At 54.2% G+C, this 23,508-nt stretch carries 26 protein-coding genes and 1 tRNA gene; 1 reads left to right on the top strand and 26 read right to left on the bottom strand.

Features of this window, described 5'->3' with window-relative positions:
* Window positions 1-85 precede the first annotated feature (85 nt).
* The 25 genes from BLP91_RS07715 to BLP91_RS07595 all read right to left on the bottom strand — a co-directional run bounded on the left by BLP91_RS07715 (window position 86) and on the right by BLP91_RS07595 (window position 21,687).
* Window positions 86-604, bottom strand: coding sequence for a hypothetical protein (locus tag BLP91_RS07715; RefSeq protein WP_091568545.1), 519 nt, complete (start codon window positions 602-604; stop codon window positions 86-88).
* 190 nt (window positions 605-794) lie between these two features.
* Window positions 795-2,072: a 3-phosphoshikimate 1-carboxyvinyltransferase gene (gene aroA / locus BLP91_RS07710; RefSeq protein WP_091569381.1), complete on the bottom strand. Its 1,278-nt coding sequence runs from the start codon at window positions 2,070-2,072 to the stop codon at window positions 795-797.
* Between the two features lie 25 nt (window positions 2,073-2,097).
* Complete coding sequence (locus BLP91_RS07705; RefSeq protein WP_091568542.1) at window positions 2,098-3,201, bottom strand: prephenate dehydrogenase; 1,104 nt, start codon at window positions 3,199-3,201, stop codon at window positions 2,098-2,100.
* Between the two features lie 3 nt (window positions 3,202-3,204).
* Entirely contained in the window at window positions 3,205-4,311 is a 1,107-nt protein-coding gene (gene hisC / locus BLP91_RS07700) for a histidinol-phosphate transaminase (protein WP_091568539.1), read from the bottom strand.
* Between the two features lie 111 nt (window positions 4,312-4,422).
* Entirely contained in the window at window positions 4,423-5,244 is an 822-nt protein-coding gene (trpA, locus tag BLP91_RS07695) for a tryptophan synthase subunit alpha (protein WP_091568537.1), read from the bottom strand.
* The gene (trpB, locus tag BLP91_RS07690) at window positions 5,234-6,439 is read right to left on the bottom strand and encodes a tryptophan synthase subunit beta (RefSeq protein ID WP_091568534.1); all 1,206 of its coding nucleotides are present in this window, start codon (window positions 6,437-6,439) and stop codon (window positions 5,234-5,236) included. The genes trpA and trpB overlap by 11 nt, the downstream gene beginning before the upstream one ends.
* Window positions 6,420-7,079 (bottom strand): phosphoribosylanthranilate isomerase, encoded by a 660-nt coding sequence (locus tag BLP91_RS07685; protein WP_091568532.1) that lies wholly within the window; start codon window positions 7,077-7,079, stop codon window positions 6,420-6,422. The genes trpB and BLP91_RS07685 overlap by 20 nt, the downstream gene beginning before the upstream one ends.
* Window positions 7,076-7,861, bottom strand: coding sequence for an indole-3-glycerol phosphate synthase TrpC (gene trpC, locus BLP91_RS07680; RefSeq protein WP_091568529.1), 786 nt, complete (start codon window positions 7,859-7,861; stop codon window positions 7,076-7,078). Before trpC ends, BLP91_RS07685 begins: the two co-directional genes overlap by 4 nt.
* Window positions 7,851-8,876, bottom strand: a complete 1,026-nt coding sequence (trpD, locus tag BLP91_RS07675; protein ID WP_091568526.1) for an anthranilate phosphoribosyltransferase — start codon at window positions 8,874-8,876, stop codon at window positions 7,851-7,853. The genes trpC and trpD overlap by 11 nt, the downstream gene beginning before the upstream one ends.
* A 21-nt stretch (window positions 8,877-8,897) precedes the next feature.
* Window positions 8,898-10,412, bottom strand: a complete 1,515-nt coding sequence (gene trpE, locus BLP91_RS07670; RefSeq protein WP_091568523.1) for an anthranilate synthase component I — start codon at window positions 10,410-10,412, stop codon at window positions 8,898-8,900.
* A gap of 206 nt (window positions 10,413-10,618) precedes the next feature.
* Window positions 10,619-10,996: a chorismate mutase gene (aroH, locus tag BLP91_RS07665; protein ID WP_091568520.1), complete on the bottom strand. Its 378-nt coding sequence runs from the start codon at window positions 10,994-10,996 to the stop codon at window positions 10,619-10,621.
* Complete coding sequence (gene aroB / locus BLP91_RS07660; protein WP_091569378.1) at window positions 10,993-12,090, bottom strand: 3-dehydroquinate synthase; 1,098 nt, start codon at window positions 12,088-12,090, stop codon at window positions 10,993-10,995. Before aroB ends, aroH begins: the two co-directional genes overlap by 4 nt.
* 10 nt (window positions 12,091-12,100) lie before the next feature.
* Window positions 12,101-13,264 carry a chorismate synthase gene (gene aroC, locus BLP91_RS07655; RefSeq protein ID WP_091568518.1) on the bottom strand — a complete coding sequence of 388 codons (1,164 nt, stop codon included), beginning with the start codon at window positions 13,262-13,264 and terminating at the stop codon, window positions 12,101-12,103.
* Window positions 13,265-13,442: 178 nt separating this feature from the next.
* A complete protein-coding gene (ndk, locus tag BLP91_RS07650) occupies window positions 13,443-13,889 on the bottom strand; it encodes a nucleoside-diphosphate kinase (protein ID WP_091568515.1) in 447 nt (148 codons plus the stop codon).
* A gap of 102 nt (window positions 13,890-13,991) precedes the next feature.
* The gene (locus tag BLP91_RS07645; RefSeq protein ID WP_342670278.1) at window positions 13,992-14,984 is read right to left on the bottom strand and encodes a polyprenyl synthetase family protein; all 993 of its coding nucleotides are present in this window, start codon (window positions 14,982-14,984) and stop codon (window positions 13,992-13,994) included.
* Window positions 14,985-15,027: 43 nt separating this feature from the next.
* Window positions 15,028-15,744, bottom strand: coding sequence for a demethylmenaquinone methyltransferase (locus BLP91_RS07640; protein ID WP_091568512.1), 717 nt, complete (start codon window positions 15,742-15,744; stop codon window positions 15,028-15,030).
* A gap of 3 nt (window positions 15,745-15,747) precedes the next feature.
* Window positions 15,748-16,503, bottom strand: a complete 756-nt coding sequence (locus BLP91_RS07635) for a heptaprenyl diphosphate synthase component 1 (protein WP_091568509.1) — start codon at window positions 16,501-16,503, stop codon at window positions 15,748-15,750.
* A gap of 78 nt (window positions 16,504-16,581) precedes the next feature.
* On the bottom strand, window positions 16,582-17,082 hold the full coding sequence (locus BLP91_RS07630) for a hypothetical protein (RefSeq protein WP_091568507.1): 501 nt from the start codon (window positions 17,080-17,082) through the stop codon (window positions 16,582-16,584).
* Between the two features lie 67 nt (window positions 17,083-17,149).
* Entirely contained in the window at window positions 17,150-17,374 is a 225-nt protein-coding gene (gene mtrB, locus BLP91_RS07625; RefSeq protein WP_091568502.1) for a trp RNA-binding attenuation protein MtrB, read from the bottom strand.
* A 62-nt stretch (window positions 17,375-17,436) separates the two neighbouring features.
* Window positions 17,437-17,513, bottom strand: a tRNA-Pro gene (locus tag BLP91_RS07620).
* A 115-nt stretch (window positions 17,514-17,628) separates the two neighbouring features.
* Window positions 17,629-18,198, bottom strand: a complete 570-nt coding sequence (folE, locus tag BLP91_RS07615) for a GTP cyclohydrolase I FolE (protein WP_091569373.1) — start codon at window positions 18,196-18,198, stop codon at window positions 17,629-17,631.
* 180 nt (window positions 18,199-18,378) lie between these two features.
* Window positions 18,379-18,654, bottom strand: coding sequence for an HU family DNA-binding protein (locus BLP91_RS07610; protein WP_091568500.1), 276 nt, complete (start codon window positions 18,652-18,654; stop codon window positions 18,379-18,381).
* Window positions 18,655-18,865: 211 nt separating this feature from the next.
* Window positions 18,866-20,344 carry a stage IV sporulation protein A gene (gene spoIVA / locus BLP91_RS07605; RefSeq protein ID WP_091568497.1) on the bottom strand — a complete coding sequence of 493 codons (1,479 nt, stop codon included), beginning with the start codon at window positions 20,342-20,344 and terminating at the stop codon, window positions 18,866-18,868.
* A 396-nt stretch (window positions 20,345-20,740) separates the two neighbouring features.
* Window positions 20,741-21,451: a hypothetical protein gene (locus BLP91_RS07600; RefSeq protein WP_091568494.1), complete on the bottom strand. Its 711-nt coding sequence runs from the start codon at window positions 21,449-21,451 to the stop codon at window positions 20,741-20,743.
* A gap of 32 nt (window positions 21,452-21,483) precedes the next feature.
* Window positions 21,484-21,687 (bottom strand): hypothetical protein, encoded by a 204-nt coding sequence (locus BLP91_RS07595; protein WP_143003498.1) that lies wholly within the window; start codon window positions 21,685-21,687, stop codon window positions 21,484-21,486.
* Window positions 21,688-21,790: 103 nt separating this feature from the next.
* On the opposite strand from BLP91_RS07595, the gene BLP91_RS07590 reads away from it, so the two are divergent.
* On the top strand, window positions 21,791-22,297 hold the full coding sequence (locus BLP91_RS07590; protein WP_091568488.1) for a hypothetical protein: 507 nt from the start codon (window positions 21,791-21,793) through the stop codon (window positions 22,295-22,297).
* A 161-nt stretch (window positions 22,298-22,458) separates the two neighbouring features.
* Here the strand turns inward: BLP91_RS07590 and BLP91_RS07585 are convergent, their stop codons facing one another.
* A complete protein-coding gene (locus BLP91_RS07585; protein WP_091568485.1) occupies window positions 22,459-23,487 on the bottom strand; it encodes an NAD(P)H-dependent glycerol-3-phosphate dehydrogenase in 1,029 nt (342 codons plus the stop codon).
* Window positions 23,488-23,508: the final 21 nt, after the last annotated feature.

The raw sequence follows: 23,508 nt of genomic DNA, 5'->3' as shown, positions 1-23,508 counted from the left end.
ACATAGATGAGATCCCATAAAAAAAGCCCGCAGGCTCTTTGTGTTCCTGATCGAGCTCGTCCCATGATTCCCGAGGAGAAGACGCTTAGGTATCCCCTTGACCTCGTGACATCCGAAAGTGTTTTGCCTCTTCTCTATTCTCTTCATCCACCACCCGAACCCATCGACCGAGCAAAAATAATCCACCGGCTAACAGAAAGATGGTGTAGGGATGGAACATCCACCGAGCCGGAACAAACAGTTCCACTCCCTCACCGATCAAGCCCCACCAGGAAACGGAGAGCTTCTGCCACCACAGCGCCGCAGACGGATTCCCCCCTGTTGGAGCAACCAACAACAAGGGAAGATGAATCGCTAGATAGACTCCCAAAGAAGAGACCGTTGTTAATCCGTAACTGTTTTTGGCCGAGGAGCCCAATGCGATATATATAAAGAGGGTCATCACTCCGACCACGATGAAAACCCACTCCAACATCTGTGAAGCGGTGTCCGCAGAGGGAAACCACTGCCAGATAAAGAAGGGGAAAACCCATTCTTTTAAACACCCCACCGCCGACAGCACAAATAGCATTTCCGTAGCTAAGCCGCCGATTCTGCCCCTCATCATCCTCCCCCCTGTTTTTACCTTTATGAGAAGTTGGACAAAAAAAGAACCGCCCGAAGGGCGGCTGCACGATTTGTGCCATTTATATGGATAGGAGTGGAGAGAAACCATACTATGCCTTTATTATAATCAGAAACTTCCACTTCGTCAACAGCATATTTCAAATTTTCTGATTGATGCTTCTTTTTCCTTATAACTCAGAGAGAAGAGCTTCAAATCCAGGGAAGGAGACATCGATGGCATCGGCCTGATCCACCGTAACTCCGCCTTCGGCCACCAGACCGGCTACAGCCGCAGCCATGCCAATTCGGTGGTCTCCGTGGCTGTTACAACGGTTTCCAGTAAGTTGAACGGGCCCTTCGATCACCATCCCGTCATCCGTCTCTTCCACTCGGGCACCCAGCTTGCGCAGCTCTTGTGCGGTTATATGAATCCGGTCCGTCTCTTTCACCTTCAATTCAGCCGCATCCCGGATTACCGTTTGACCTTCCGCTTGTGTGGCAGCGACGGCCAACACGGGAATCTCGTCGATCAAGCGGGGAATCATCTTCCCACCGATCTCCACCCCCTTGAGCCGGCTGTAGGTAACCGTGAGATCTCCCACCGGTTCTCCACACCACTCGCCTTTTGGCGTGACTTGGATGTCGCCACCCATTTCCCGCAACACGTCGACAATCCCGTCCCTCGTCGGGTTAAGCCCTACATTTCGGATGGTAATCTGACTTTCCGGCGTAATCAGTGCGGCCACCATTAAAAAGGCGGCGGAGGAGATATCTCCTGGTACGCGGACATCCCGCGCCTGTAGAGTTTGTCCTCCTTCCACCGACACCCCGTCCAGATCTCGATTCACACGTACACCAAAGGCGGTCAACATTCGCTCTGTATGATCTCGGGAAAGAGAGGGTTCCTCCACCCGTGTGCGTCCTTCCGCCTGCAGTCCTGCCAACAGCAGGCAGGATTTAACCTGAGCACTGGCCACGGGGCTTGGATAGGTTATCCCCTTTAATCCCCCGCCGCGGATCGACAGGGGTGTATAGGACCCCTCTGCACGCCCCTCTACCCGGGCTCCCATCCGGCGGAGGGGTTTGGCCACCCGATCCATGGGGCGACGGGCGATCGAATCATCACCCGTCACGATGGTGTGGAAGGGACGGCCGGCCAATATGCCGAGCATCAACCGGATGGTCGTCCCGGAATTGCCAACATCCAGTACCGCCTCCGGTTCCTTCATTCCCTCCCACCCGTTTCCTTCCACTTCGATCGATGTGGGGCCGTGTTGCCGAATCGGGACCCCCATTTTACGGAAACAATCGATTGTGCTTAAACAATCCGCCCCGGGAAGAAAGCCTTCCACCCGGGTGGTCCCCTGAGCGATGGCTCCAAACATCACCGCCCGGTGGGAAATCGATTTATCCCCCGGTACGCTGACATCTCCGGAAAGCCCCCGCCGTTCCTCTATTCGCAAGATTGCCATCCTCTGGCCCCCTTCCATTTTAAGATTCCATATCAAACACCTGATAGCCCGATTCTGTTAAATAGCGCTTCGCCTTCTCCAATTCGGCACCGGTATTAAAGACCAGCCGCAATACCCCGGCGCGGTCTTCCCGATTTTCCATCACGCCGATGTTGCGAAGATTGACCCCTTTATCACCCAATAGGCAGGCCACACGGCCAATCACTCCAGGGATATCGGGAACATCGACGTACAATTCGTAAGCGGGCAGAATCACCCCTTTGCGCCGTTCCGGCAAGCCTTCCCTCGCCTCTTTCGCCCGTCTGAAAAAGGATTCGATTTGGTCATGATCTCCGGCGGCGACTGCTTTTCGGATTTCGTCCATCTCATCTGACCAATCCTGCAACAGCCCCAATACCGCTTTCCGATTGCTCAGCAGGATATCCCGCCACATCAGCGGATGGCTGGCTGCCACCCGTGTGAGATCCCGAAATCCCCCAGCAGCCAACCGGTGAAACCACTCATTGGATGCATTGTACCCCGCTACCTGGTTAACGAGGGCAGCGGCGACAATATGGGGGAGATGGCTGATCGCCCCTACCACCCGATCATGGTGTTCCGGCGCCATAATCACCAGCCGGGCGCGAGTGGCCCGTTCCAGCAGACCACTCAGCCTCTGAACCTCGGCCAACGGTGTTTCCGGCAAGGGAGTCAGCACATAATACGCATTTTCAAAAAGGAGGGATTGAGCCGCCTGCACCCCTGAACGATGGGAGCCCGCCATCGGATGTCCGCCAATAAACGTTCCCCCGAGCTGGGAAAAGCCTTCGGCGTAGTTTACGATCTCCTCTTTGGTACTGCCCACATCACTGATGATGCAGCCAGTCTGAAGAGGGAGTTCCGCTAGCCGGTCCAATAGACGGGGGGCGGTCCCCACCGGAACCGCCAGAAAAATGTACTCTGCCCCCTGTACCGCCGACTCCAGCGACTGGTGACCGCGGTGGATCACTCCCGCCGCTTCGGCGAGGCGAATGGACTCTTCAGAGGTATCAAAACCGTGAACTTCCAGGCTTGTCCGTTCCTTCAGACAGAGAGCCAGGGAACCGCCGATCAGTCCGATTCCTAAAACCGCCGCTTTTGCCATCCTTCATCCCCGCTGTTCCTTTAAAGGCTTATCCAGGCAAACAGCCAGCGCTTCCAGGAAGCGGCGATTCTGTTTTTCATCACCGACAGTCACCCGCAGGTGGGTCGGATAACCCAGAGCTTCTCCGGAGCGGACGATCACACCTTTTTGCAGCAGGCATTGGAAAACTTCATCCGCAGGGCGGCCGGTATCTACCAAAACGAAATTCGCCTGGGAGGGATAAGAGGAGAGCCCCCATTCCTCCAATTGTTTTTGAATCTGCTCCCTGCCGGCCTGATTGGCCTTACGACAGTGATCGACAAACTCCTGGTCCTCCAGTGCGGCTCGTGCTGCTCGTTGGGCGATCCGGTTAGCGTTAAAGGGCTCTCGAACCTTGTTCAACTCCGTGATAATGCTCTCCGAAGCGACGCAATAGCCGATCCGGAAAGCGGCCAGGCCATAGATTTTGGAGAAGGTGCGCAATACCACCAATCGCGGATCCTGCTCCAAAAGGGACAGCGTGTCCGGGTAGGCGGGATCATCCACATATTCAAAATAAGCCTCATCCATCACCACCATCACATGCTCCGGCAACTTGGCTAAAAAGGCTTCCAATTGCTCTTGGGTGATGATGGTTCCGCTCGGATTATTGGGGTTGCAGATCCAGACGATCCGAGTTCGGTCTGTGACGGCTTGGGCCATCGCGTCCAGATCATGAACACCCTCTTTCAGGGGAACCTCGACGGGCTCTCCCCCTTCGATCACGATTTGGGTTTGGTAACGGGGAAAGGTGCGATCTGCCAACACCGCTTCCACACCCGGTTCCATAAACGCCCGGGCGATCATCTGAATCACTTCGTCCGCCCCGTTTCCAAACAAAATCTTCTCGGGATCCACCCCCAGGTGGGAGGAGAGCTTCTCCCGCAATTCAGGAGCCGACCCTTCCGGATACAATGCGGTTTGGGCTGCTTCCTCCTGCAGCGACTCCCAAATCCGCGGTGAGCAACCGAATGGATTTTCGTTGGATGCCAGCTTAATCACTTCAGAAAGTCCCAGCTCCCGTTTCACTTCCTCCAGGGGTTTTCCTGGCTGATAAACGGGAAGCCCGTTTAAGACGCTTTTGGGTTTCATTGGTTCGGTTCCTCCCCCTCAACTTTTCCCTCTATCTTACCACACACCGTCAAACCCCGATGATACGAAAAAATCCGCCCGAAAGGACGGACTTTAACCACTGTCATAGGATTACGTCCGATAGACTGAAACCGACCGCTCATCAGCCAACTCACGGACAAACTGACGGATCTCTTCCAGCGCATCCTCACGCCGGTCCGCATCGGTGAGGGCATCTTTCCGCTGTTCAGCCATTCGGATCAGGGCACTGCCCACTACAGCAGCGTCCGCATGTTCCAAGAAGCGATCCACATGTTTCCGGCGGGAGATACCGAACCCGACGGCTATCGGCACCGGACTCGCCTCTCGAACGGTGTCGAGAAAGGCATCCACCTTCTGGTCAAAGTCGCTCCGTACCCCGGTCGTTCCCAGGGAGGAGACACAGTAGACAAAGCCTTTCGCATCGGAGACGATTCGCTGGATCCGTTCACGGGAGGTGGGGGCCACCAAGGGGATCAAATCCACCCGCTGCTCGGCGGCCTGGCGGGATAGCTCCCTTCCCTCTTCCCATGGGAGATCCGGGATGATCATGCCGTCAATTCCCACTTGCGCAGCCCGAGTCATCAGGACTTCAGAGCCGTATCGCAGGATCGGGTTATAATAGGAAAACAGCACCAGCGGGGTTGTCACCCCGCGGTTGCGGGCCGCTTCGGCCAACTCCAACACCCGGGGCAGGTTCATTCCCTGTTCCAGAGCGCGGGCTGATGCCGCTTGGATCACTGGGCCATCCGCCAAGGGGTCAGAATAAGGAACCCCCAGCTCAATCGCCGTCACCCTTTCTTCATCCAACAAACCCACCAACTCCAGGGTGGTTTCAAAATCTGGGTCCCCCGCCGTAATAAAGGGGATCAGCCGGCGTCGAGCCTCTTCTTGAAATGCCTTTTTAATCCGCATCCTGCATCCCCTCCAATCCTTGGCGAATCGACTCTACATCCTTGTCGCCCCGGCCGGACAGACAGATAACCACGATGTCATCGTGACTTTTTTCTCCGGCAATTTTAACGGCTTCCGCCACCGCATGAGCCGATTCCAGGGCCGGCAGGATGCCTTCTGTACGACAAAGCAACCGAATCGCCTCCAAAGCCTCCCCATCTTCGGCGGTGGTGTAGCGGACACGGCCTCTCTCCTTCAAATGAGCGTGCTCCGGCCCCACCCCGGGATAATCGAGCCCCGCCGAAATGGAATGGGCCGGTGTCACCTGACCGAATTCATCCTGCAACAGGTAGGTGAGGGAACCGTGGATCACCCCGTGGCTTCCTTTGGTCAGTGTAGCGGCGTGTTTCCTCGTTTCCAGACCTTCTCCCGCCGCTTCCACACCATGCAACCGGACCGATTCATCTTCCAAAAAGGCGGTAAACATACCGATGGCGTTGGAACCTCCACCGACACAAGCCACCACATCATCGGGTAAACGTCCTTCTTTTTCCAGAAGCTGCGCTCGCGTCTCATCCCCGATCACCCGCTGAAAATTGCGTACCATCTCAGGGTAGGGATGGGGTCCCACCACCGATCCGATCAAGTAAAACGTATCCTCCACATGGGAAACCCAATGGCGTATCGCTTCATTGGTAGCATCTTTGAGGGTACGGCTGCCTGAGGTAACGGGAATCACCTCGGCTCCCAAAAGTTCCATCCGAAATACGTTTAATTTCTGCCGGCGGACATCCTCTTCCCCCATAAAAACTTTGCACTCCATACCCAAAAGCGCAGCCACGGTGGCAGAGGCCACTCCGTGTTGACCAGCCCCGGTTTCGGCGATTAACTTCTGTTTGCCCATCCGCTTGGCGAGCAACCCCTGTCCCAGGGTGTTATTGATTTTATGAGCCCCTGTATGGTTCAGATCTTCCCGTTTCAAATAGATACGAGCTCCGCCCGCCTCTTTCGTCAAACCTTCCGCCAGTGTTAAAGGCGTGGGCCGACCCGAATATTCTTGGAGCAGCTTGCGCAACTGAGCCTGGAATAAATCATCTGCTAACGCCTCGCGATAAGCCTCTTCCAATTCAGTCAGTGCCGCCATCAACGTTTCAGGGACAAACCGCCCGCCAAAGTGGCCAAAACGTCCCAACTCGTCAGCGGTGTTGACGGTCATACTTCCTCACCCTCTCCACAAATCGTCTCATCTTGCTGCGATCCTTGACCCCCTCGGATTCAACGCCGCTAGAGGTGTCAACCCCGTCAGGAGCATGTTCGGTCAAAAGCCCTTCCACATTATCTGCGGTAAGACCGCCGGCCACCCAGACAGGAAGCCCCAAGGCGCGCCAATGGGCCTGTTCCGTGCGCAGAAGATCCCAAGAAAAGACCTGCCCAGTGCCGCCTTTTTGCTTCCCTAATACGGAATCGACTAAGACCGCATCCACATGATCGGCGTAGGCTTCCGCCGGCGCCGGAGGCGCCTGACCGGCGTGAACCACCTTGATCACCGCTGTTCCCAGCTCCTCCTTCACCCATCGACAGAGTCGAGGTGATTCGGTGCCGTGCAACTGCACCCAGTCCAGTGGGATCCGGTTCGTCGCCTCCCGCAGGTCCTCCTCAGCAGGATCCATAAACACGCCTACCTTTTCAATGCCACGGGGAAGTTGCGCCGCAATCGCCGCCGCCTGTTTTCCTTTCACCGTCCGTCTCCGCCCGGGAACAAAGATCATACCAGCGGCGTCGGCATCGACTCCATTCAGCTTTTCCGCATCCTCCGGAGTTTGTAAGCCACACAGCTTCACAAAGGTGCGACTCATGCTCGAACACCTGTCGTCAAGCTTTCCGCCGCCTTCCGGGGGGAAGATTGCCGCATCAGATATTCCCCGACAAGAATTCCATCCACCTTGGCGCGGGTCAGTCGCTTATAATCTTTCCGGGACAAAACCCCGCTTTCACCGATAACGGGAATTCCAGCAGGAACACGAGGGCGAAGGCGTTCCGTGACAGCTAGATCCGTGACAAAGGTATGGAGGTTGCGGTTGTTGATCCCCAAGACGTCGGGTTTTGCGGCCAACGCCCGAGGCAGTTCCGATTCTTCATGCACCTCCAATAAAACCTCCAAGCCCAGCCAGTGGGCCTCCTCCACCAGGGAATGAAGCTTCTTCTCATTCAGCAGAGCGGCGATCAACAAGACAACATCTGCCCCGGCCAGCCGACTTTCCACCAGCTGCACCGGTTCTAAGATAAAATCTTTTCTCAAGACAGGAATGCCGACTCGCTCCTGAACCTGTTTTAAATTGGCCAGTTTCCCTTTAAACAACGTCCGTTCCGTCAATACCGAAACCGCCGAAGCTCCTCCCGCCTCATATTCCCTGGCTGTTTCCGCCGGGTTGACATCGGGACGGATATCTCCTTTGGAGGGAGAAGCCGGCTTCACTTCTGCAATCAATCCCGGTCGACTGGGGTCACTTGTCAGGGCAGAGACGAGGGACTTGACGGGAGGAAGACGGAGTGCCCGCTCCCGGTCCCCGTCCCCATAATCACGTTTCAGACCTTGAATCTCTTCTCGTTTCGCTTCCACCAATCGATCAAGATACATGGGAAATTTCCTCTCCAATCCGACTCATCTCTTCTAACTTAGCCTGAGCCAAACCGTTGTCAATCACATCCGATGCCATATGGATGCCTTCTTGGATGCAGGTGGAGGTTCCGGCGATGGTCAAAACGGCACCAGCGTTGGCCAAGACTACATCACGTCTAGGCCCTGTCTCTCCCTGGAAGATGGAACGAATGATGCGAGCATTCTCCTCCGCATCTCCACCGCTTAACTCTTCTATGGGAGCCCTTTGTAATCCCAATTCCTCTGGAGTGATCCGATAGGTATGAACTTGACCGTCCCTCACTTCGCCGATTTCTGTCTCGTCACTCAAAGTGATCTCGTCAATCCCGTCCCGACCGGCAACCACCATAGCCCGCTCCGCTCCAAGAGAGAGCAGGACTTGAGCCACCCGCTCCGTCAATCCGGGATCAAATACACCAACCAGTTGACGGGTCACCCCGGCTGGATTGGCCAAAGGTCCCAGCAGGTTGAAGCAGGTGCGAAAACCGAGTTCCTTCCGGGTCGGTGCTACATGCTTCATCGCTTGGTGAAACAGGGGGGCAAACAGAAAACAGAGATTGGTTTTCAATAGCGCTCGTTCCGCTTCATCAGTGGTCATCTGGGTAGGCACTCCGAGAGATTCCAATACATCAGCACTTCCGCTTTTTCCCGATACAGCCCGATTCCCATGTTTGGCGACAGGCACACCAGCCGCCGCAGCCACGATCGCAGCCGCCGTGGAAATATTAAATGTTTTACCGCCGTCACCACCCGTCCCGCAAGTGTCCACCGCGTGGGTCATCGGCCGGGGAAACCGGCGAGCTTTGGCTCGCATGGAAGCAGCCAGACCGGTCAGCTCCTCCACCGTCTCCCCCTTGATGCGAAAGGCCGTCAATGCGGCTGCGGTCTGCGCAACGGACATCTTTCCCTCCATCATCGCTCCCATCAAGGCTTCAGACTCCGTTTGGCTCAAGTCTTTCTGCTCAATCAACTTCGCTAAGCTCTGCTGAACCATGCTCCGCTCTCCTTTCTCATCTCAGCGATTCACCGAAGTAAACATCCGTTCGGCCAGGGTGAGCGCTCGCAACAAGCCCCGCGCTTTATTGCAGGACTCTTCGTATTCTCCTTCGGGTACCGAGTCGGCCACCACCCCGCCGCCGGCCTGAATATGAGCCGTTCCGTCTTTAAAATGAATCGTCCGGATCGTGATACAACTGTCCAGGTTTCCGGTAAAACCAAAATAACCGATCGCTCCAGCGTAAATTCCCCGGCTGTCCGGCTCCCATTGGGACAAAAGTTGCATCGCCCGCACCTTCGGGGCACCGGACACCGTTCCAGCGGGAAAGCAGGAGGCAAATCCCTTCAAGGGGGAGATTTCTTCCATCAGTTCACCCTTGACGTGGGAAACCATATGCATCACATGGGAATAACGCTCTACATTCATCTCTTCCGTCACCTGAACTGTGCCATATCGGCAGACGCGACCTAGATCGTTTCGTCCCAAGTCCAGTAACATCACATGTTCCGCCCGTTCCTTTTCGTCAGCCTTCAGCTCAGCGGCCAACGCTTCGTCCTCCGCCACTGTGCGCCCCCGGGGACGGGTACCGGCTATGGGACGGGTCTCAATCTCTTGGTCCGTTACGCGAACCAACAATTCCGGTGAAGCGCCCACCACCTCTTCGTCGCCTAAGGAGAGGTGGTACATGTAGGGCGAAGGATTTAACACCCGCAACACCCGGTACACATCCAGGGAAGGTGGAGGGCCTTCCCAAGCCCATCGCTGGGAGGGAACGATCTGAAACACATCCCCTTTTGCGATATGCTCCTTGGCGATTTCTACTTGCTCACAATAAGCCTCTTTGCTCATATTGGGAATCGCGCGACTGAAGTCGATCTCTCTTTCATCAGGCAGGACCGGAGGGAAGGTGGAGGGGAATGGATCTTCTGCGAGCAGCTCATCTGTCCAACGATCCAGCTCCCGAAGAACCTCCCGGTAGGCTAAGGTGACTGCTTTCTCCTCCATATCGAAAGGGACATGGAGGTTAGCCACCAACGTCCATTCCTGTTTCAGGTGATCCACGACGATCAGCCGATCGCAAAACATTAGATGCAGATCCTCGGATCGTGGGGGGCCGCCGCGGAGAACGGTGGGCTCCAGATGAGTAATGGCGTCAAAGCCCACATACCCGACGGCTCCGCCGAGAAAAGGGGGATAACCGGGATAACAAGGTGAATGGTAGCGAGCAAGAAGTTCATCTAAAACTGCAAAGGGATCATCTGTCTCCAGCTTGTGGCTGTCTCCCTTTTCTGTGATCTCCACTTGAGATCCCGTGGAACGGAAGATCAGAAAGGGATCCGTTCCGATAAAGGAATAACGTCCCCAACGCTCCCGACCTTCCGCACTTTCCAGGAGAAAAGAATAAGATTTCTTCCCCAACCGTTGATAAAGGCGGATCGGGGTTTCCGTATCGGCAAAAATCGTCTTCAAAACGGGGATGGTGGAATAGGTACGGGCGAGTTGCTGTACTTCTTCCAGCGGGGGATAATACATGAATCGTCTCCCTCCTCAAGAATTCCCTTGGGAGAAGAGAGAGAGGGACTAGAGGGGAAAACAAAAAAGACCAAAGCGCAAAGTGGCTTTGGTCGGGTCTCCGTTCGTTTCCGACTCCGCTCTCCTCTGCTCATCTGTCTCCACTCATCTCTTGTCTCTACTCAGCTCTCAATTTACGTATACTCTACTGAATAACCCTTTTCTTGTCAACCACCTGAATCCTCTGCCAAGTCCGGTCGCAACCTTCGGGCCTCACCCAGATAAACATGCTGAATCGCGGTGGACTCTCGATCCGTATTTACCAACACCATCAAGCGAATACAGCGGGCGAGTGACCCCGGCACATCCACCTCCGTGGAGCACATCAGCGGGACCGCCGCCCAACCCGGCAGCGTCCGGATCGCCTTGGCCGGAAAAGTCGCATTCAAATCGGGACTCATCGTGACGAAAACACTGGCCACATCCTCAGGCAAAATACTGTTTTGGGTCACCATCGTTTCTAACAGCTCCCGGGTCGCCCTGAGGATCGGGGCTTCCTCATTGACCGTGACGGTTATCGCGCCTCGGATCCCCCGTACACTCATCCGCTGTCCCCTCGCAATCGGTCCAAGGTTCGCTGAAGGGGTCCTTCTGGCACGCCGGTAACCCGTTCTACGCGTCCCACTTCCCGCGGAAGTGCAAAGGTGAAGGCACCCTGCTGTGCTTTTTTGTCTCGTCGCATCAACTCCAAAAGTTCCGCATCCCTCACATCCGCTCTCAAGCGGGTGGGCAGACCGAAAGCTTGTAAGAGGGCCTCCATCCGGTCGGCAAGAGGGGCACAGAGGCCCAGTTCCTCCCCGAGCATGGTCTCACCCACCATTCCTACGGCAACGGCCTCCCCGTGGGTATAAGTTCCATATCCGGCCGCCGCCTCCAGAGCGTGACCGATGGTATGCCCGTAGTTTAAAATGGCGCGCAGCCCCGCCTCTTCCTCATCCTGGGATACCACCTTGGCTTTGACAGCACACCCTCGCAAAATCGCCTCGGTCGTTAGATCCGGATCCAGATTGGTCAGTCCGTCCCTGTTTTCCTCCAACCAGCTTACAAAATCGGCATCCCCGATCCAGGCATGTTTCACCACCTCCGCATAACCGGAGGAAACTTGCCGGGCGGGCAGTGTATTTAATGTCTCTACGTCAAAAACCACCATGGACGGCTGATGGAAGGCGCCGATCATATTTTTCCCCAAGGGATGGTTCACCCCCACCTTCCCCCCGACACTGCTGTCATGAGCCAACAGTGTTGTCGGTAGCTGGATAAAGGAAATCCCCCGCATGTAGCTGGCGGCCAAAAAACCTGCTAAGTCCCCGACGACGCCACCGCCTAGGGCCAGGATACCCCCACTGCGGTCCATCCCCGCCTGAATACAGGCCGTGGTCAGCTCCTCCAGCTGGGACAGGGTTTTGGATTGCTCCGTGGCCGGTACGGAAACGGAGCCCACCCGGTAACCGTGATCGGTCAACACTCGTTGCACTTGATCCGCATACAGAGGGCCGACTCGATCATCGGTTACCAGCATGAGCGGACGCCCGCTGTCCCAACCTGCTTCCTCCAGCAAATCCGGCAACCGTTTAAACAGCCCAGCACCGACATAGATCGGATAAGAACGTGCACGGGTGTCTACCGTTAATGTTCTCATATTAGACATATTAGAAATGACGGGCCTCCTCCCGTCGCCGGTTCACCTCTCGCAGCAAATCCTCCGCCGTATCGGCTGTGAAGGTATCCAATAGAGCTTGGGCTACCTCCCAGGCGATCACATTTTCCGCCACGACGCTGGCGGCAGGAACCGCACAGCTGTCCGAACGCTCGATGCTGGCCTCAAAGGGTTCTTTCGTATCGATATCCACACTGCGAAGCGGTTTGTACAGCGTGGGAATCGGCTTCATCACACCCCGGACCACGATCGGCTCCCCGTTGGTCATACCTCCTTCAAAACCACCGAGGCGGTTGCTGGCCCGGTGAAATCCTTTTTCCTCCGCCCATAGGATCTCATCGTGGACCTGGGAACCCTTTCGTTCGCCTGCTTCAAAACCGATACCGATCTCCACACCTTTAAAGGCATTGATGCTGACCATAGCCTGGGCCAAGCGGGCATCCAACTTGCGGTCCCAGTGGACATGACTACCCAGTCCGATGGGAACGTTTTCGACCACCACTTCCACGACGCCACCCAGGCTGTCCCCTTCTTCTTTCGCCTGATCGATCAGTTGCATCATCGCTTTCTCCGCCTCCGGATCGAGGCAGCGAACTGGAGATTGTTCTGACTGCTCAGCGATCGCTTCCGCCGTCCACCCTTCCAGGCGACGGGTACCCACCGATCCGATCCGGACCACGTGTCCCGCCACGCGAATTCCGCAAAACTCCAACACTTGTCGAGCCACTGCGCCGACAGCGGTCCGAGCGGCTGTCTCCCGGGCGCTGGAACGTTCCAATACATCCCGCATATCCCGGTGGCCATACTTGATCGCTCCGTTCAGATCCGCATGACCCGGGCGAGGGCGAGAGACCCGCCGCTTGGTGGCCTTTTCCTCATCCGGATGAATGCTCATGATCTCCGTCCATTTTTTCCAATCCTTATTTTCAATGATCATGGACAAAGGAGCCCCCGTCGTTTGGCCAAAACGAACACCGGATACGATTTGAACTTGATCCGATTCGATCTGCATCCTGCGGCCGCGGCCGTGGCCTTTCTGCCGTCGTGCCAGCTGTTTATCCACTTCTTCTTTGGAAAAAGGCAACCGGCTGGGCAGCCCTTCTACAATCATCGTCAATTGGGGGCCATGGGACTCTCCGGCCGTCAAATAGCGCATGCGTTAATCCCGTCCTCTCCCTCATTGGGTGGTATGTCTACAGTTGCCTACTGTATTAGGGTAAAGTTAGCAGTATGATAACACAGGACCCGCACAGGAGAAAGAGTGATTTCTTTGTGCGATCCATTTATAATCCCTTTGAAAAAACCCCCTTCTCCTGTGAAAGGGGGTTTTTTGATCAATAAATCCAGGAATCGATGGTTTTTTCGTAAGAAGAAAGCTCCTCTTCGTTAAACCAGAGTTGGATTTCCCGCTCAGCGCTTTCCGGAGAGTCAGAGCCGTGAACGATGTTTTTGCCCACGGTGAGACCATAGTCGCCACGGATCGTACCGGGAGCGGCTTCCGAGGGGTTGGTTTTACCCATCATCTGACGGGCGGTGGCAATCACATCTTCACCGGCCCACACCATGGCGAACACCGGTCCGGAAGTGATAAAGTTGACCAACTCGCCGAAGAAGGGTTTCTCTTTATGTTCGGCATAATGTTTTTCCGCCAATTCGGTGGAAACCGTCATCAACTTGCCACTTTCCATCCGAAATCCTTTCCGTTCAAAACGGGAGATGATTTCCCCGATAAGACCCCGTTGGACACCATCGGGTTTAACCATGATAAAAGTTTTTTCCATGTCGGTTGCCTCCATCCCTGTTTCTTATGTAATCGATCCGGTTGCTACAACCGGAGAAATCAATCGAATTTTAACAGAACAATAGCGGCAAATCAAACGCTTTCAGTAGGAACGATGGGCCACGAAATGGGCGATGGAGCGGAGGGATTCCTTCGCCTCCCCCTGCGGCAAGTCCTCCAACACTGTCAACGCTTTATTTAGATAGCGGTCAGCCAGCTCTTGTGCACAGGGGATCCCCCTGGAGCGGCGAACTCGCTCGATAATGTCAGAAAGGGAGCCATCCTGTCCGCGGGAATGAAGATAGCGGATAATCCTCTCCCGATCCTCCTCAGGGCCTCGCTTTAATACTTCGATCACAGGCAAGGTCACATTTCCCTGGCGCAGATCGCTTCCCGCCGGTTTTCCCAGATTGGTCTGATCCCCGGTCAAATCCAACAAATCATCGGTAATCTGAAAAGCCATCCCCACGTAATAACCGTACAAGCGCAACTTCCGGACCACTGAGGGATCTGCATCGCTGACCAGTGCCCCCAACTCACAGCTGACGGACATCAACAGAGCTGTTTTCCGTTTGATCCGATGAAGATATCGGAGAACAGACTGGTCGGGATCATAAAAATCCCGAATCTGCTCGATCTCCCCCTTGCACATCTGGTAGATGGCGTTGGAAAGAACCCGGTGCGCCTCGGGGGATTGGATCTGCGTCACGATATCGAGAGAACGGGCCAGGATAAAATCCCCCGTGTACATCGCCACCCGGTTATCCCATTTCGCCTTTACCGTAGCCCGTCCCCGGCGGGTCGCTGCATCATCGATCACATCATCGTGAACCAGTGTCGCCATATGAATCAGTTCCAAGGGAGCCGCCACACGCTTCAGCCGCTCCACATCGTAACGGCCAAATTGCCCCGCCAGCAACACGAACACTGGCCGCATCCGTTTACCTCCGGCTTCCAACAAATGAGCGGCGGACCGGCTCAGATCCTGATGGTCCGCCTGAACGGATTCTTCCAGCTCCCGTTCGATTTCCCGCAAGTCTTTCCTCAGGTTTTTGTATATCTGCGCTAACTTCATGCCATTCACCCTGATTTGCAAAACTCATCCTCCATCCATACCGGAACGCCGTGATCCGAGGGATTTAATCGCCGACGGTCCCGATATGAAGCGCAGCGATCCCACCTGTCAGAGGATACACGCGAACGTGATCGAAACAGCCCTCGTCCTCCATGATGCGGGCCAGCTTTTGATAATCGGGAAATTCCACAAGGGATTCGGGAAGCCATCGGTACTGCTCATAACGGTCAGCAAACAGTTTTCCCAAAAAAGGGAGGATCCTTTGGAAATACAGGTAGTACACAGAACGGAACGGTGGCCAAGTGGGCTTGGACAATTCTAGGGAAACCACTTGGCCTCCGGGTTTGACCACCCTCGCCATCTCCCGGAGAACGTGCCGGTAATCCGGTACGTTTCTCAAGGCAAAACCGATGGTGGCGTGATCAAAGGTGTTATCGGGATAGGGAAGCTCCATAGCATTCCCGTAAACCAGCTCCACTTGCTTGTCCAAGCCTCGTTTACGAAGTTTCTCCTCGCCCACCTGCAGCATGTTTTGGCTGAAATCGAGGCCGACCACCCTCCCTGAACCGGAGGCCTCAGCCAATGAAATCGCCCAATCACAGGTGCCGGAACAGACATCGATCGCCGTGTCTCCGGCCTGGACATTCATCTTCTTCATAGCAAATTTTCGCCAACTCTTATGACGGCGAAAGCTTAATAGCGTGTTCATCCGGTCGTAATCCTTGGCAATGCTTTCAAACACCCGATGAACAAACTGTGTTTTTGATTCGTCGGTATGCAATTTTCAACCCTCCCGCACCAGGGATTCATCGAAGCGGGGCATCACCGATTCCCGAAGCCACTCCGTCAACGCATGGCGTACCTCCAGCGGACGAACCCGACGCACCTGCTGATAGGTATCCGCCGCCAATGAGCGGATCAGGTGGCTCGGAACACCAGCCATCATGTCAGAGGCAGGAGCGGGAAAGTTCTGCCATTCAGTGAGCACCAGGAGATTTTCTGCCAGCGGATCCCAGACGTTTTCTTCATCGGATTCATCCATAAAAAAATAGGATAACTGAGTCACCAACCCGCCTGAGATCTTTTTCGTCAGTCGAAGCACGTCAGGCCAGGAAAACGTCGACTGATTTCCCAGATTGTATAGTTCCATCTTCGCTTCGTTGATTTCACAAATCGCTTTGGAAAGATGAGCCACCCCGTCGACTTCACCACGGGTGGACAAGTTTTGATAAAAAAGACTGCTCATATAGTCGCCAGCCAAAACCGTCAACTGACGGGAACGTATACGGTCTCGGTGTGTTTCCCGACGGGTCGTGACGGTCTCGTGAATGGACAGACCCATTTGCATCAGAGTAGCCGTCACACAATACAAGTGAATCCGGTCCTGGGGGAGCGACCGGGAACGCAACATGAGATACAGAACCCGCAGAAACGATTGCGGTATATGCTGCAAGTGGATATATCGCTCCATAAAAGGATAGCGAACCTGTTCGATAATATCTTCTCGGATCCGGTCCAGCTCATTGGAAATCGAATTCATAACGGCGCCCCCCGAAAACTATCGGATTTAAACATTCTCGTTCAGTATAACATAATTTCCATAGAGCGACATGCCGTTCTATTCGGCACGTCCAGGATGACGAACCGTGTGGAAGGTCCGTTTCAAGTACGCCTGTGCGGACATACTTTCCGCCTGCTTCATCCCCGGATCCTGTGATATATCGCTCCGTTTGGCGTAAACAGTCACTTTGGTTCCATGGTTTGCTGCGACGGCATTCAATTCAACGCTCGCCACGTTGGATGTCCGAACTAAAAATCCCTTCAGCAAGGTGAGCAAATCCTGGTACAGAGCGGCTTCCGTTCCTTCACTCTGCTGCATGTCGAGTCGCACTCCCCCCTGATCCCACTCCACATGAACCACCCGCAATTGAATCGGTTGCTGCAGCAGAAAATCGGCCAGATTCTCATCAGTCACCACTCGTTCTTTCATCGGACCGAACACGGGGGTTTCCCCGCCTGCTCCACTTTGCCTGTCCAACGTGGGTAACAGCGAGAGAAGAGCAGCTGCCATCAAGGAGATAAAAACAGAGGCGAACAAGCGTCGGGCCAAACCTTCCACCCAAATCCCCTCCCTCGTCTATCCTGTCACCATTGTATGGCTGTGAGAGAGGGAAAGATGCCTGATTTCAGTCTTCCTCTGTCTCCATCGTTCCGAAAGGGGTCATGAGGGTAGCTTTCCCCCGTATTTTAACGGCCGATGTATGTTCCGTAAACTGAACCACCATCACTTCCCCTTCATCCAGCTTCTCCGAATGATGAAAGCGGGTATCTTTCCCTCGGGTCAACCCGATGACGTTGACACCGTTTTCTTTCGCTTTCACCACAAAATACGAATCAAATTTCGTGTCCATAGAGTACTCCCCCTTTTTCATTCAATAAAAAGAGGCTCTCCAAGCTTGGAGAGCCTCTACTCTGGTCGGGCTAGCCGGATTTGAACCGACGACCTCTTGCGCCCCATGCAAGCGCGCTACCAAGCTGCGCCATAGCCCGACATATCCCGTCGCGCCCTGTTGCTGGGCTGTTCATCGAAGCGACATCTTTCGAGTATACTCGGCTAACGGGGCGTTGTCAAGGGTTTATGTCGGATTTTATTTATTCGAATCAGTCACTTACCAATGCCGATAAGACTAAAGGCTTCTGCCCGCGCAGCAGGATCCGCAGCAAAGGTTCCCCGTACAGCAGAGGTCACTGTTTGAGAGCCCGGTTTTTTCACCCCGCGCATGGTCATACACATATGTTCCGCTTCCACTACCACAATAACCCCATGGGGTTGAAGTGTTTTTTCGATGGAATCAGCCACAGTATAGGTGATCCTCTCTTGCAGCTGAGGCCGGCGAGCGACTGCTTCCACGGCCCGGGCCAACTTGCTCAACCCCGTCACGCGACCGCTCTTTGGAATATACCCCACATGAGCTTTCCCGTAAAAAGGAACCAAGTGATGTTCACACAGAGAGTAGAAGGGGATATCTTTGACAAGAACCAGTTCCTCATGATCTTCGCTAAATACCGTGGAAAAATATTGTTCCGGATCCTCTCGCATACCGGAAAAAACTTCCTCGTACATGCGGGCCACACGAGACGGGGTCTCCTTCAGCCCTTCCCGGTCGGGATCTTCTCCTACTGCTTCCAGTATCATCCGCACAGCTTGTTCGATTTTTTCGTGATTCACTTCCATCGGTTTTTCGCCTCCATCCTTGGACGCTTCATTCATTCGCCATATCCTATTCTAACAAACCGTCAGGCTGAGAGGAAAAAACAAAGGCCCCGAAGGGCCTTATCGCACAATCCGGAATATGGACTGCACACCGTTCCGGGACAGAATCAGAGCCTCCCCCGAGTAAAGTATGTACTCGTCTTACTTATTGACGTCATCTTTCAACGCCTTACCCGGTTTGAAAGCCGGCACTTTGCTGGCGGGAATATCAATTTCCTTGCCGGTTTGCGGGTTGCGGCCTTTGCGTGCGGCACGCTCGCGCACCTCAAAGTTGCCAAACCCGATCAGTTGAACCTTTTCACCGTTTTTCAGCGCCTCGGTAATCGCTTCAAAAACAGCATCTACCGCTTGGGTCGCATCTTTTTTGGTCATCTGAGATTTCTCGGCTACTTGGGAAATCAGTTCCGTCTTGTTCACAACCCTCACCTCCTCTCCAAGCGATTCGGTTCTTTAAAACCATGGTTCACCGTTCCTGACGAACTTATACGCCCCAGCATCACGCCTTTAGGGACAAAACTATAGTAATACACCCCGTGCACGGATATCAAGTGTTTACGCAGGTTTGCGGCAAAAAAAAGCAAAAAAGCACTCTGTGTCAGAGCGCTTTATAGGATCGGGTTGGGAGGAGTTATAAAATGATGGCGATCAATCCGCCTGAGCCTTCGTTGATGATCCTCTCCAACGTCTCCTGCAACTTATAGCGGGCGTTCTCCGGCATCATCGACAATTTGGCCTGAATTCCTTCCCGAACGATGGAATGGAGCGACCGTCCGAAGATATCGGATTCCCATATTTTTAGCGGATCCGACTCAAAATCCCGCATCAAATAATTGACCAATTCTTCACTTTGCTTTTCAGATCCGATGATCGGAGCAAATTCCGATTGAACGTTGACCCGGATCATATGGATGGACGGCGCTGTCGCCTTGACGCGAACACCATAACGGGGTCCCTGTTTGATCAATTCAGGCTCTTCCAGAATCATCTCTTCCAGACTGGGCGTAGCCACCCCGTACCCGGTAGTTCGAACCATCTGGATCGCATCGGAAAACTTGTCGTATTCCCGCTTGGCGTTAGAAAATTCCTGCATCAATTGCAGCAGATGATCTTTTCCTCGGATGGACACACCCACCACTTCCGTCAATATACGGTCATACAACTCATCGGGGGCATACAAGTCGATCTCCGCGACACCCTGCCCCATATCCATCCCGGATAAGGCGGCCCGTTCGATAAACTCGTACCCGGAAAAATGTCCGACCACTTCGTCCACATCGCGCAGGCGGCGGATATCCTTCACCGTATCCCGGACGGAACTTTCAAACTCCTGTCGCAACCAGTGGTCTTCTTCCAACACCATCACCCAACTGGGCAGGTTGACATTGACTTCATGGACGGGGAATTCATACAAGACTTCTTTCAGGACCGAATAAACTTCTTCTTCCCCCATCGTCGCCACACTGATGGCTAACACTGGGGTATCGTACTTCTCCGCCAACTCCTGTTTCATGATCTGTACGTCTTCACTGTAGGGACGAGTAGAGTTCAGCACCAGGATGAAGGGTTTTCCGACTTCCTTCATCTCCTCCACGATGCGCTCTTCCACCTCTTCATACTCTTCTCGCGGAATATCCGTAATCGAACCGTCCGTCGACACCACCACACCCAGCGTGGAATGTTCTTGAATCACTTTGCGTGTACCGATTTCCGCCGCCTCCTGGAAGGGAATCGGTTCCTCAAACCAGGGGGTGTTGATCATGCGAGGACCGGCTTCGTCTTCATATCCCCGGGCTCCGGATATCGCATATCCGACACAATCGACCAGCCGGACATTGATATCGATGCCCTCGCTGACACTAAGCTGTACCGCCTGATTAGGCACAAACTTGGGTTCGATGGTGGTGATCGTTTTCCCTGCTCCGCTCTGGGGCAGTTCATCGGTGGTGCGAACGCGTTCGGCCTCCTCACTGATATTAGGGATTACCACCTGCTCCATAAACCGTTTGATAAAGGTGGACTTCCCGGTGCGCACCGCACCGACCACACCCAGATAAATATCTCCTCCTGTTCGTTCAGCAATATCTTTGAAGATATCGACTCTCTTCACGAATACCCCTCCCTCGAATGTTCCGCTTCACGTCTTTCGTCGTCGGTGCGAGGCGAACCGCCTCCTTTTATACGCTCCGATGGAATTTGGACACTATAAATATATGAGGAGGTTCGCCGGTTATGATTCCTGCCCATTAAAAATCAAAAAGGCTGTCCAAAGTGGACAGCCCAATCGGTCAAGTCTCCGTTTTTTCTTTCTCGGCATGCACGCTACGGTCATCGGCGCTCCGACTTCGGATCCGGAAACCGACGGTCTTGACAGCCGACAACCGCCCCATAAGAAAAAGACCAGGGACGGCCAACAAATGAATCAAGAAATTTTCCCAAGCCTCCAACTTGCCTCATCCCGCTTTCCTTCCACCTTTGTTCTTTCTCTATGTGCGGGCCGGCCGATTTATTCCTTGCTCAGTACCGGATCTCCGTCCTTAAGGTGCATCGGGGGTGAATAAGCCGGCACGAACAAGGAATCGGCATACAGGACTTTTCGTAGGTCGGATTTTGAATCCGGTTTTTTCTCGAGGGTTTCCAGTATCTGAACCACATCCATCCGATAATCGACATGAAGCGTACCGTCACTGTCGATTAAAAGGGGCAAAGACAATTCGCTATGATACGGGCTGGGGATCGTTACCGGTTCCGCATCCAACTTTTTGAAGTCGAGGCGATAAATCCCCTCACCCACCTTCTCTCCAGCAGGCCATGTCCCGTGATCATCCCGGTATCCCTGAACCCGGGTTTGTAACTTTCGCAGCGTTTCCGTCACCCGCAAGTCCATGACCTTCACCTTCGGCTTATCTCCGGGGTCGACGGCAACAAATACAAAGTTGCCCCCCTTCTGAAACGAATTGGACGGTGCTCCGCTTAGATAGGGTTCCAATTTGGCAAGGTCCAGAATGTATTTTTGATAGAGGGTATCCCCCTGGGGTGGTTTCAGAGGGAGCACATTGTTATGTTCTTTGCGGTACATGTCAACCGCATTCTGAACTTCCTGCACCTCCTGGGGCAAGTCCTCCGCAATCCGCTGGTTAAACTCTTCTGTGCGGACACAACCGCTCACTAGCACCAGGGTTACCGTCAACAAAACCGTTATGTTCCATGGTTTCATCTAGATCTCCCTCCCCATCTCACGATCCGCTCTCACATGATGGCCCGAATTCCAAAGAGAAAAGCGGGTAACAGGAGGAGAACGGCGATGATCGATAAGACAACCCGTACCCAACCGGTTGAGAGCTGACGGGTCCAAGCAATCATAAAATTGGCCGCTAATAAAAGAATGATACTGATCATGGCATCCATCGGCACATCAACATCCTTCGTTTCATACTGAATCCAGTATAGCAAATCCACATCCGCCCACCAATCATTCAGGGCGACTGTCCATATCGGAGCCGGGATAAGCGCATAGAATATGGAGACAACAGCCCGAAGTGGGAGGAGATCAGCCGTGGCAAAACATTTCGTGCGCACCAGCCGTCCTGGCGGGACCCGACGGCCGCAAAAACGAAGAAGACCCGCGCCCCCGGCCCGGGAAAACAAATCACAAGACCTTTCATCCCTCGACGTGTCCAAAATGATCAGCGGTTTTTACACCCTGCGTTCCACCTTGAAAGATTTAAGTTCATCACTGCAACGGTTGGAGAGTATCATGGATAATGCCTACTCCATGTTTGAGATCGCCAACCATCTGGTGGACAGACGCAGAACCGGACCGAGGTTTCGCCCCCCTCTTCGCCTGATTAAGCCGAGTCGAAAGACGGAGGAAGAGGAGGACATTCCCCAACTCAACCTACCGCCATTGGAAGACCCGCCAGGTGAAGGACCACAACCTTCCTTTGATCTGTCCCAGGTGATGAAAATCCTACAGTCCCCCTTTGTCAAACAGTTGATAAACGAATTGTTACAGGCAAAAACCTCGGATATTGACAGTCATGCGAAGCAAAAACAGGGATAACGCCGCTGGCGTTACCCCTGTTTTCCGGTTTGCCGCCCCGGCCTCACTGGTCCCTGATCCCCTTGCTGAAAGCCGGATTGGTGGTAAGGGCGGCACCGGATGTACTACAGCGTATGAGGAATCCCTCTCACTTGCAACGAGTGTGCGTTACAATAGGCGAATCATTCCAGGTCGCCGGTCATCATCTCCTCCATCTCGTCGGTCTTCCCCCGGGCCATCAGATCCTCCACCGCCTGACGGGGGGACTTCCCTTCAAACAGAACGTGATAGAGCTCACAGGCGATCGGCATATCTACATGATAGCGTCGAGAGAGTTCCCAGGCTGCTTGAGTTGTTTTCACACCTTCTACCACCATGCCCATTCGGTCTAATACCTCATCCAGCCCGGAGCCCTGGCTCAACAGATAACCCGCCTTCCAGTTGCGACTGTGTTGGCTGGTACAGGTCACGACCAAATCGCCCACTCCGGATAATCCGGCAAAGGTGATCGGTTTGGCCCCCATCGCCATCCCCAGGCGTGCGATCTCGGCCAATCCTCTGGTGATCAGGGCGGCCTTTGCGTTATCGCCAAAGCCGAGACCATCGGATAAACCCGCACCTAGCGCAATAATATTTTTGAGGGACCCCCCCACCTCCACACCGATGATGTCAGGATGGGTATAAACGCGAAAATGGGTATTGATCAAAAACGATTGTGCCTGTTCTGCGGAAGCAAACTGATGGGACGCCACAACCACCGTGGTGGGAGACTTCCGGACCACCTCTTCGGCGTGACTCGGTCCGGACAACACAGCGATCCCTTCAGTATGGGGCATCTCCTCGGCCAGAACTTCAGACATGCGCTTCATCGATCCCAATTCAAATCCCTTGGAGGCGTGAACGACTAAGGCATCTCCGTCAACATAAGGAGCTGCCTGAGCTGCCACCTCCCGCATCGAATGGGAAGGTACCACCAGCAATAGCAGATCTTTTCCCGCCACTGCCTCCTCGATAGAAGCAGTGGCTGTCAATGTTTCCGGGAGCTGAATACCCGGAAGATAACGGCTGTTGGTTCGATCCGCCATCACTTCTCGGGCCAGCTCAACACGACGTGCCCAAAGTGTGACATCATGACCGTTATCAGCCAGTACTGTAGCCAGCGCTGTCCCCCAGCTTCCAGCCCCTAAAACGGCTGCCTTCTTTTTTGTCATGCCATTGACCCTCCGTCTACA

Origin of the sequence: Melghirimyces thermohalophilus, from assembly GCF_900102685.1 — a bacterium.
Taxonomy (GTDB): domain Bacteria; phylum Bacillota; class Bacilli; order Thermoactinomycetales; family DSM-45169; genus Melghirimyces; species Melghirimyces thermohalophilus.
This window is presented reverse-complemented; position numbering and strand designations above follow the sequence as displayed.

Coding starts and splice junctions, on each gene's coding strand:
- ndk (WP_091568515.1), bottom strand. CDS start 13,889: ATGGAAAAAACTTTTATCATGGTTAAACCCGATGGTGTCCAACGGGGT.
- BLP91_RS07705 (WP_091568542.1), bottom strand. CDS start 3,201: ATGGCAAAAGCGGCGGTTTTAGGAATCGGACTGATCGGCGGTTCCCTG.
- aroH (WP_091568520.1), bottom strand. CDS start 10,996: ATGAGTGTACGGGGGATCCGAGGCGCGATAACCGTCACGGTCAATGAG.
- aroB (WP_091569378.1), bottom strand. CDS start 12,090: ATGAGAACATTAACGGTAGACACCCGTGCACGTTCTTATCCGATCTAT.
- BLP91_RS07685 (WP_091568532.1), bottom strand. CDS start 7,079: ATGAGTCGCACCTTTGTGAAGCTGTGTGGCTTACAAACTCCGGAGGAT.
- trpE (WP_091568523.1), bottom strand. CDS start 10,412: ATGTATTATCCCCCGCTGGAAGAAGTACAGCAACTCGCCCGTACCTAT.
- trpC (WP_091568529.1), bottom strand. CDS start 7,861: ATGTATCTTGATCGATTGGTGGAAGCGAAACGAGAAGAGATTCAAGGT.
- trpB (WP_091568534.1), bottom strand. CDS start 6,439: ATGACCGTCAACACCGCTGACGAGTTGGGACGTTTTGGCCACTTTGGC.
- BLP91_RS07715 (WP_091568545.1), bottom strand. CDS start 604: ATGAGGGGCAGAATCGGCGGCTTAGCTACGGAAATGCTATTTGTGCTG.
- BLP91_RS07635 (WP_091568509.1), bottom strand. CDS start 16,503: ATGAATTCGATTTCCAATGAGCTGGACCGGATCCGAGAAGATATTATC.
- folE (WP_091569373.1), bottom strand. CDS start 18,198: ATGGAAGTGAATCACGAAAAAATCGAACAAGCTGTGCGGATGATACTG.
- mtrB (WP_091568502.1), bottom strand. CDS start 17,374: ATGGACACGAAATTTGATTCGTATTTTGTGGTGAAAGCGAAAGAAAAC.
- aroC (WP_091568518.1), bottom strand. CDS start 13,264: ATGCGCTATTTGACGGCCGGAGAGTCCCATGGCCCCCAATTGACGATG.
- BLP91_RS07600 (WP_091568494.1), bottom strand. CDS start 21,451: ATGAAACCATGGAACATAACGGTTTTGTTGACGGTAACCCTGGTGCTA.
- BLP91_RS07585 (WP_091568485.1), bottom strand. CDS start 23,487: ATGACAAAAAAGAAGGCAGCCGTTTTAGGGGCTGGAAGCTGGGGGACA.
- trpA (WP_091568537.1), bottom strand. CDS start 5,244: ATGCGGATTAAAAAGGCATTTCAAGAAGAGGCTCGACGCCGGCTGATC.
- hisC (WP_091568539.1), bottom strand. CDS start 4,311: ATGAAACCCAAAAGCGTCTTAAACGGGCTTCCCGTTTATCAGCCAGGA.
- trpD (WP_091568526.1), bottom strand. CDS start 8,876: ATGGTTCAGCAGAGCTTAGCGAAGTTGATTGAGCAGAAAGACTTGAGC.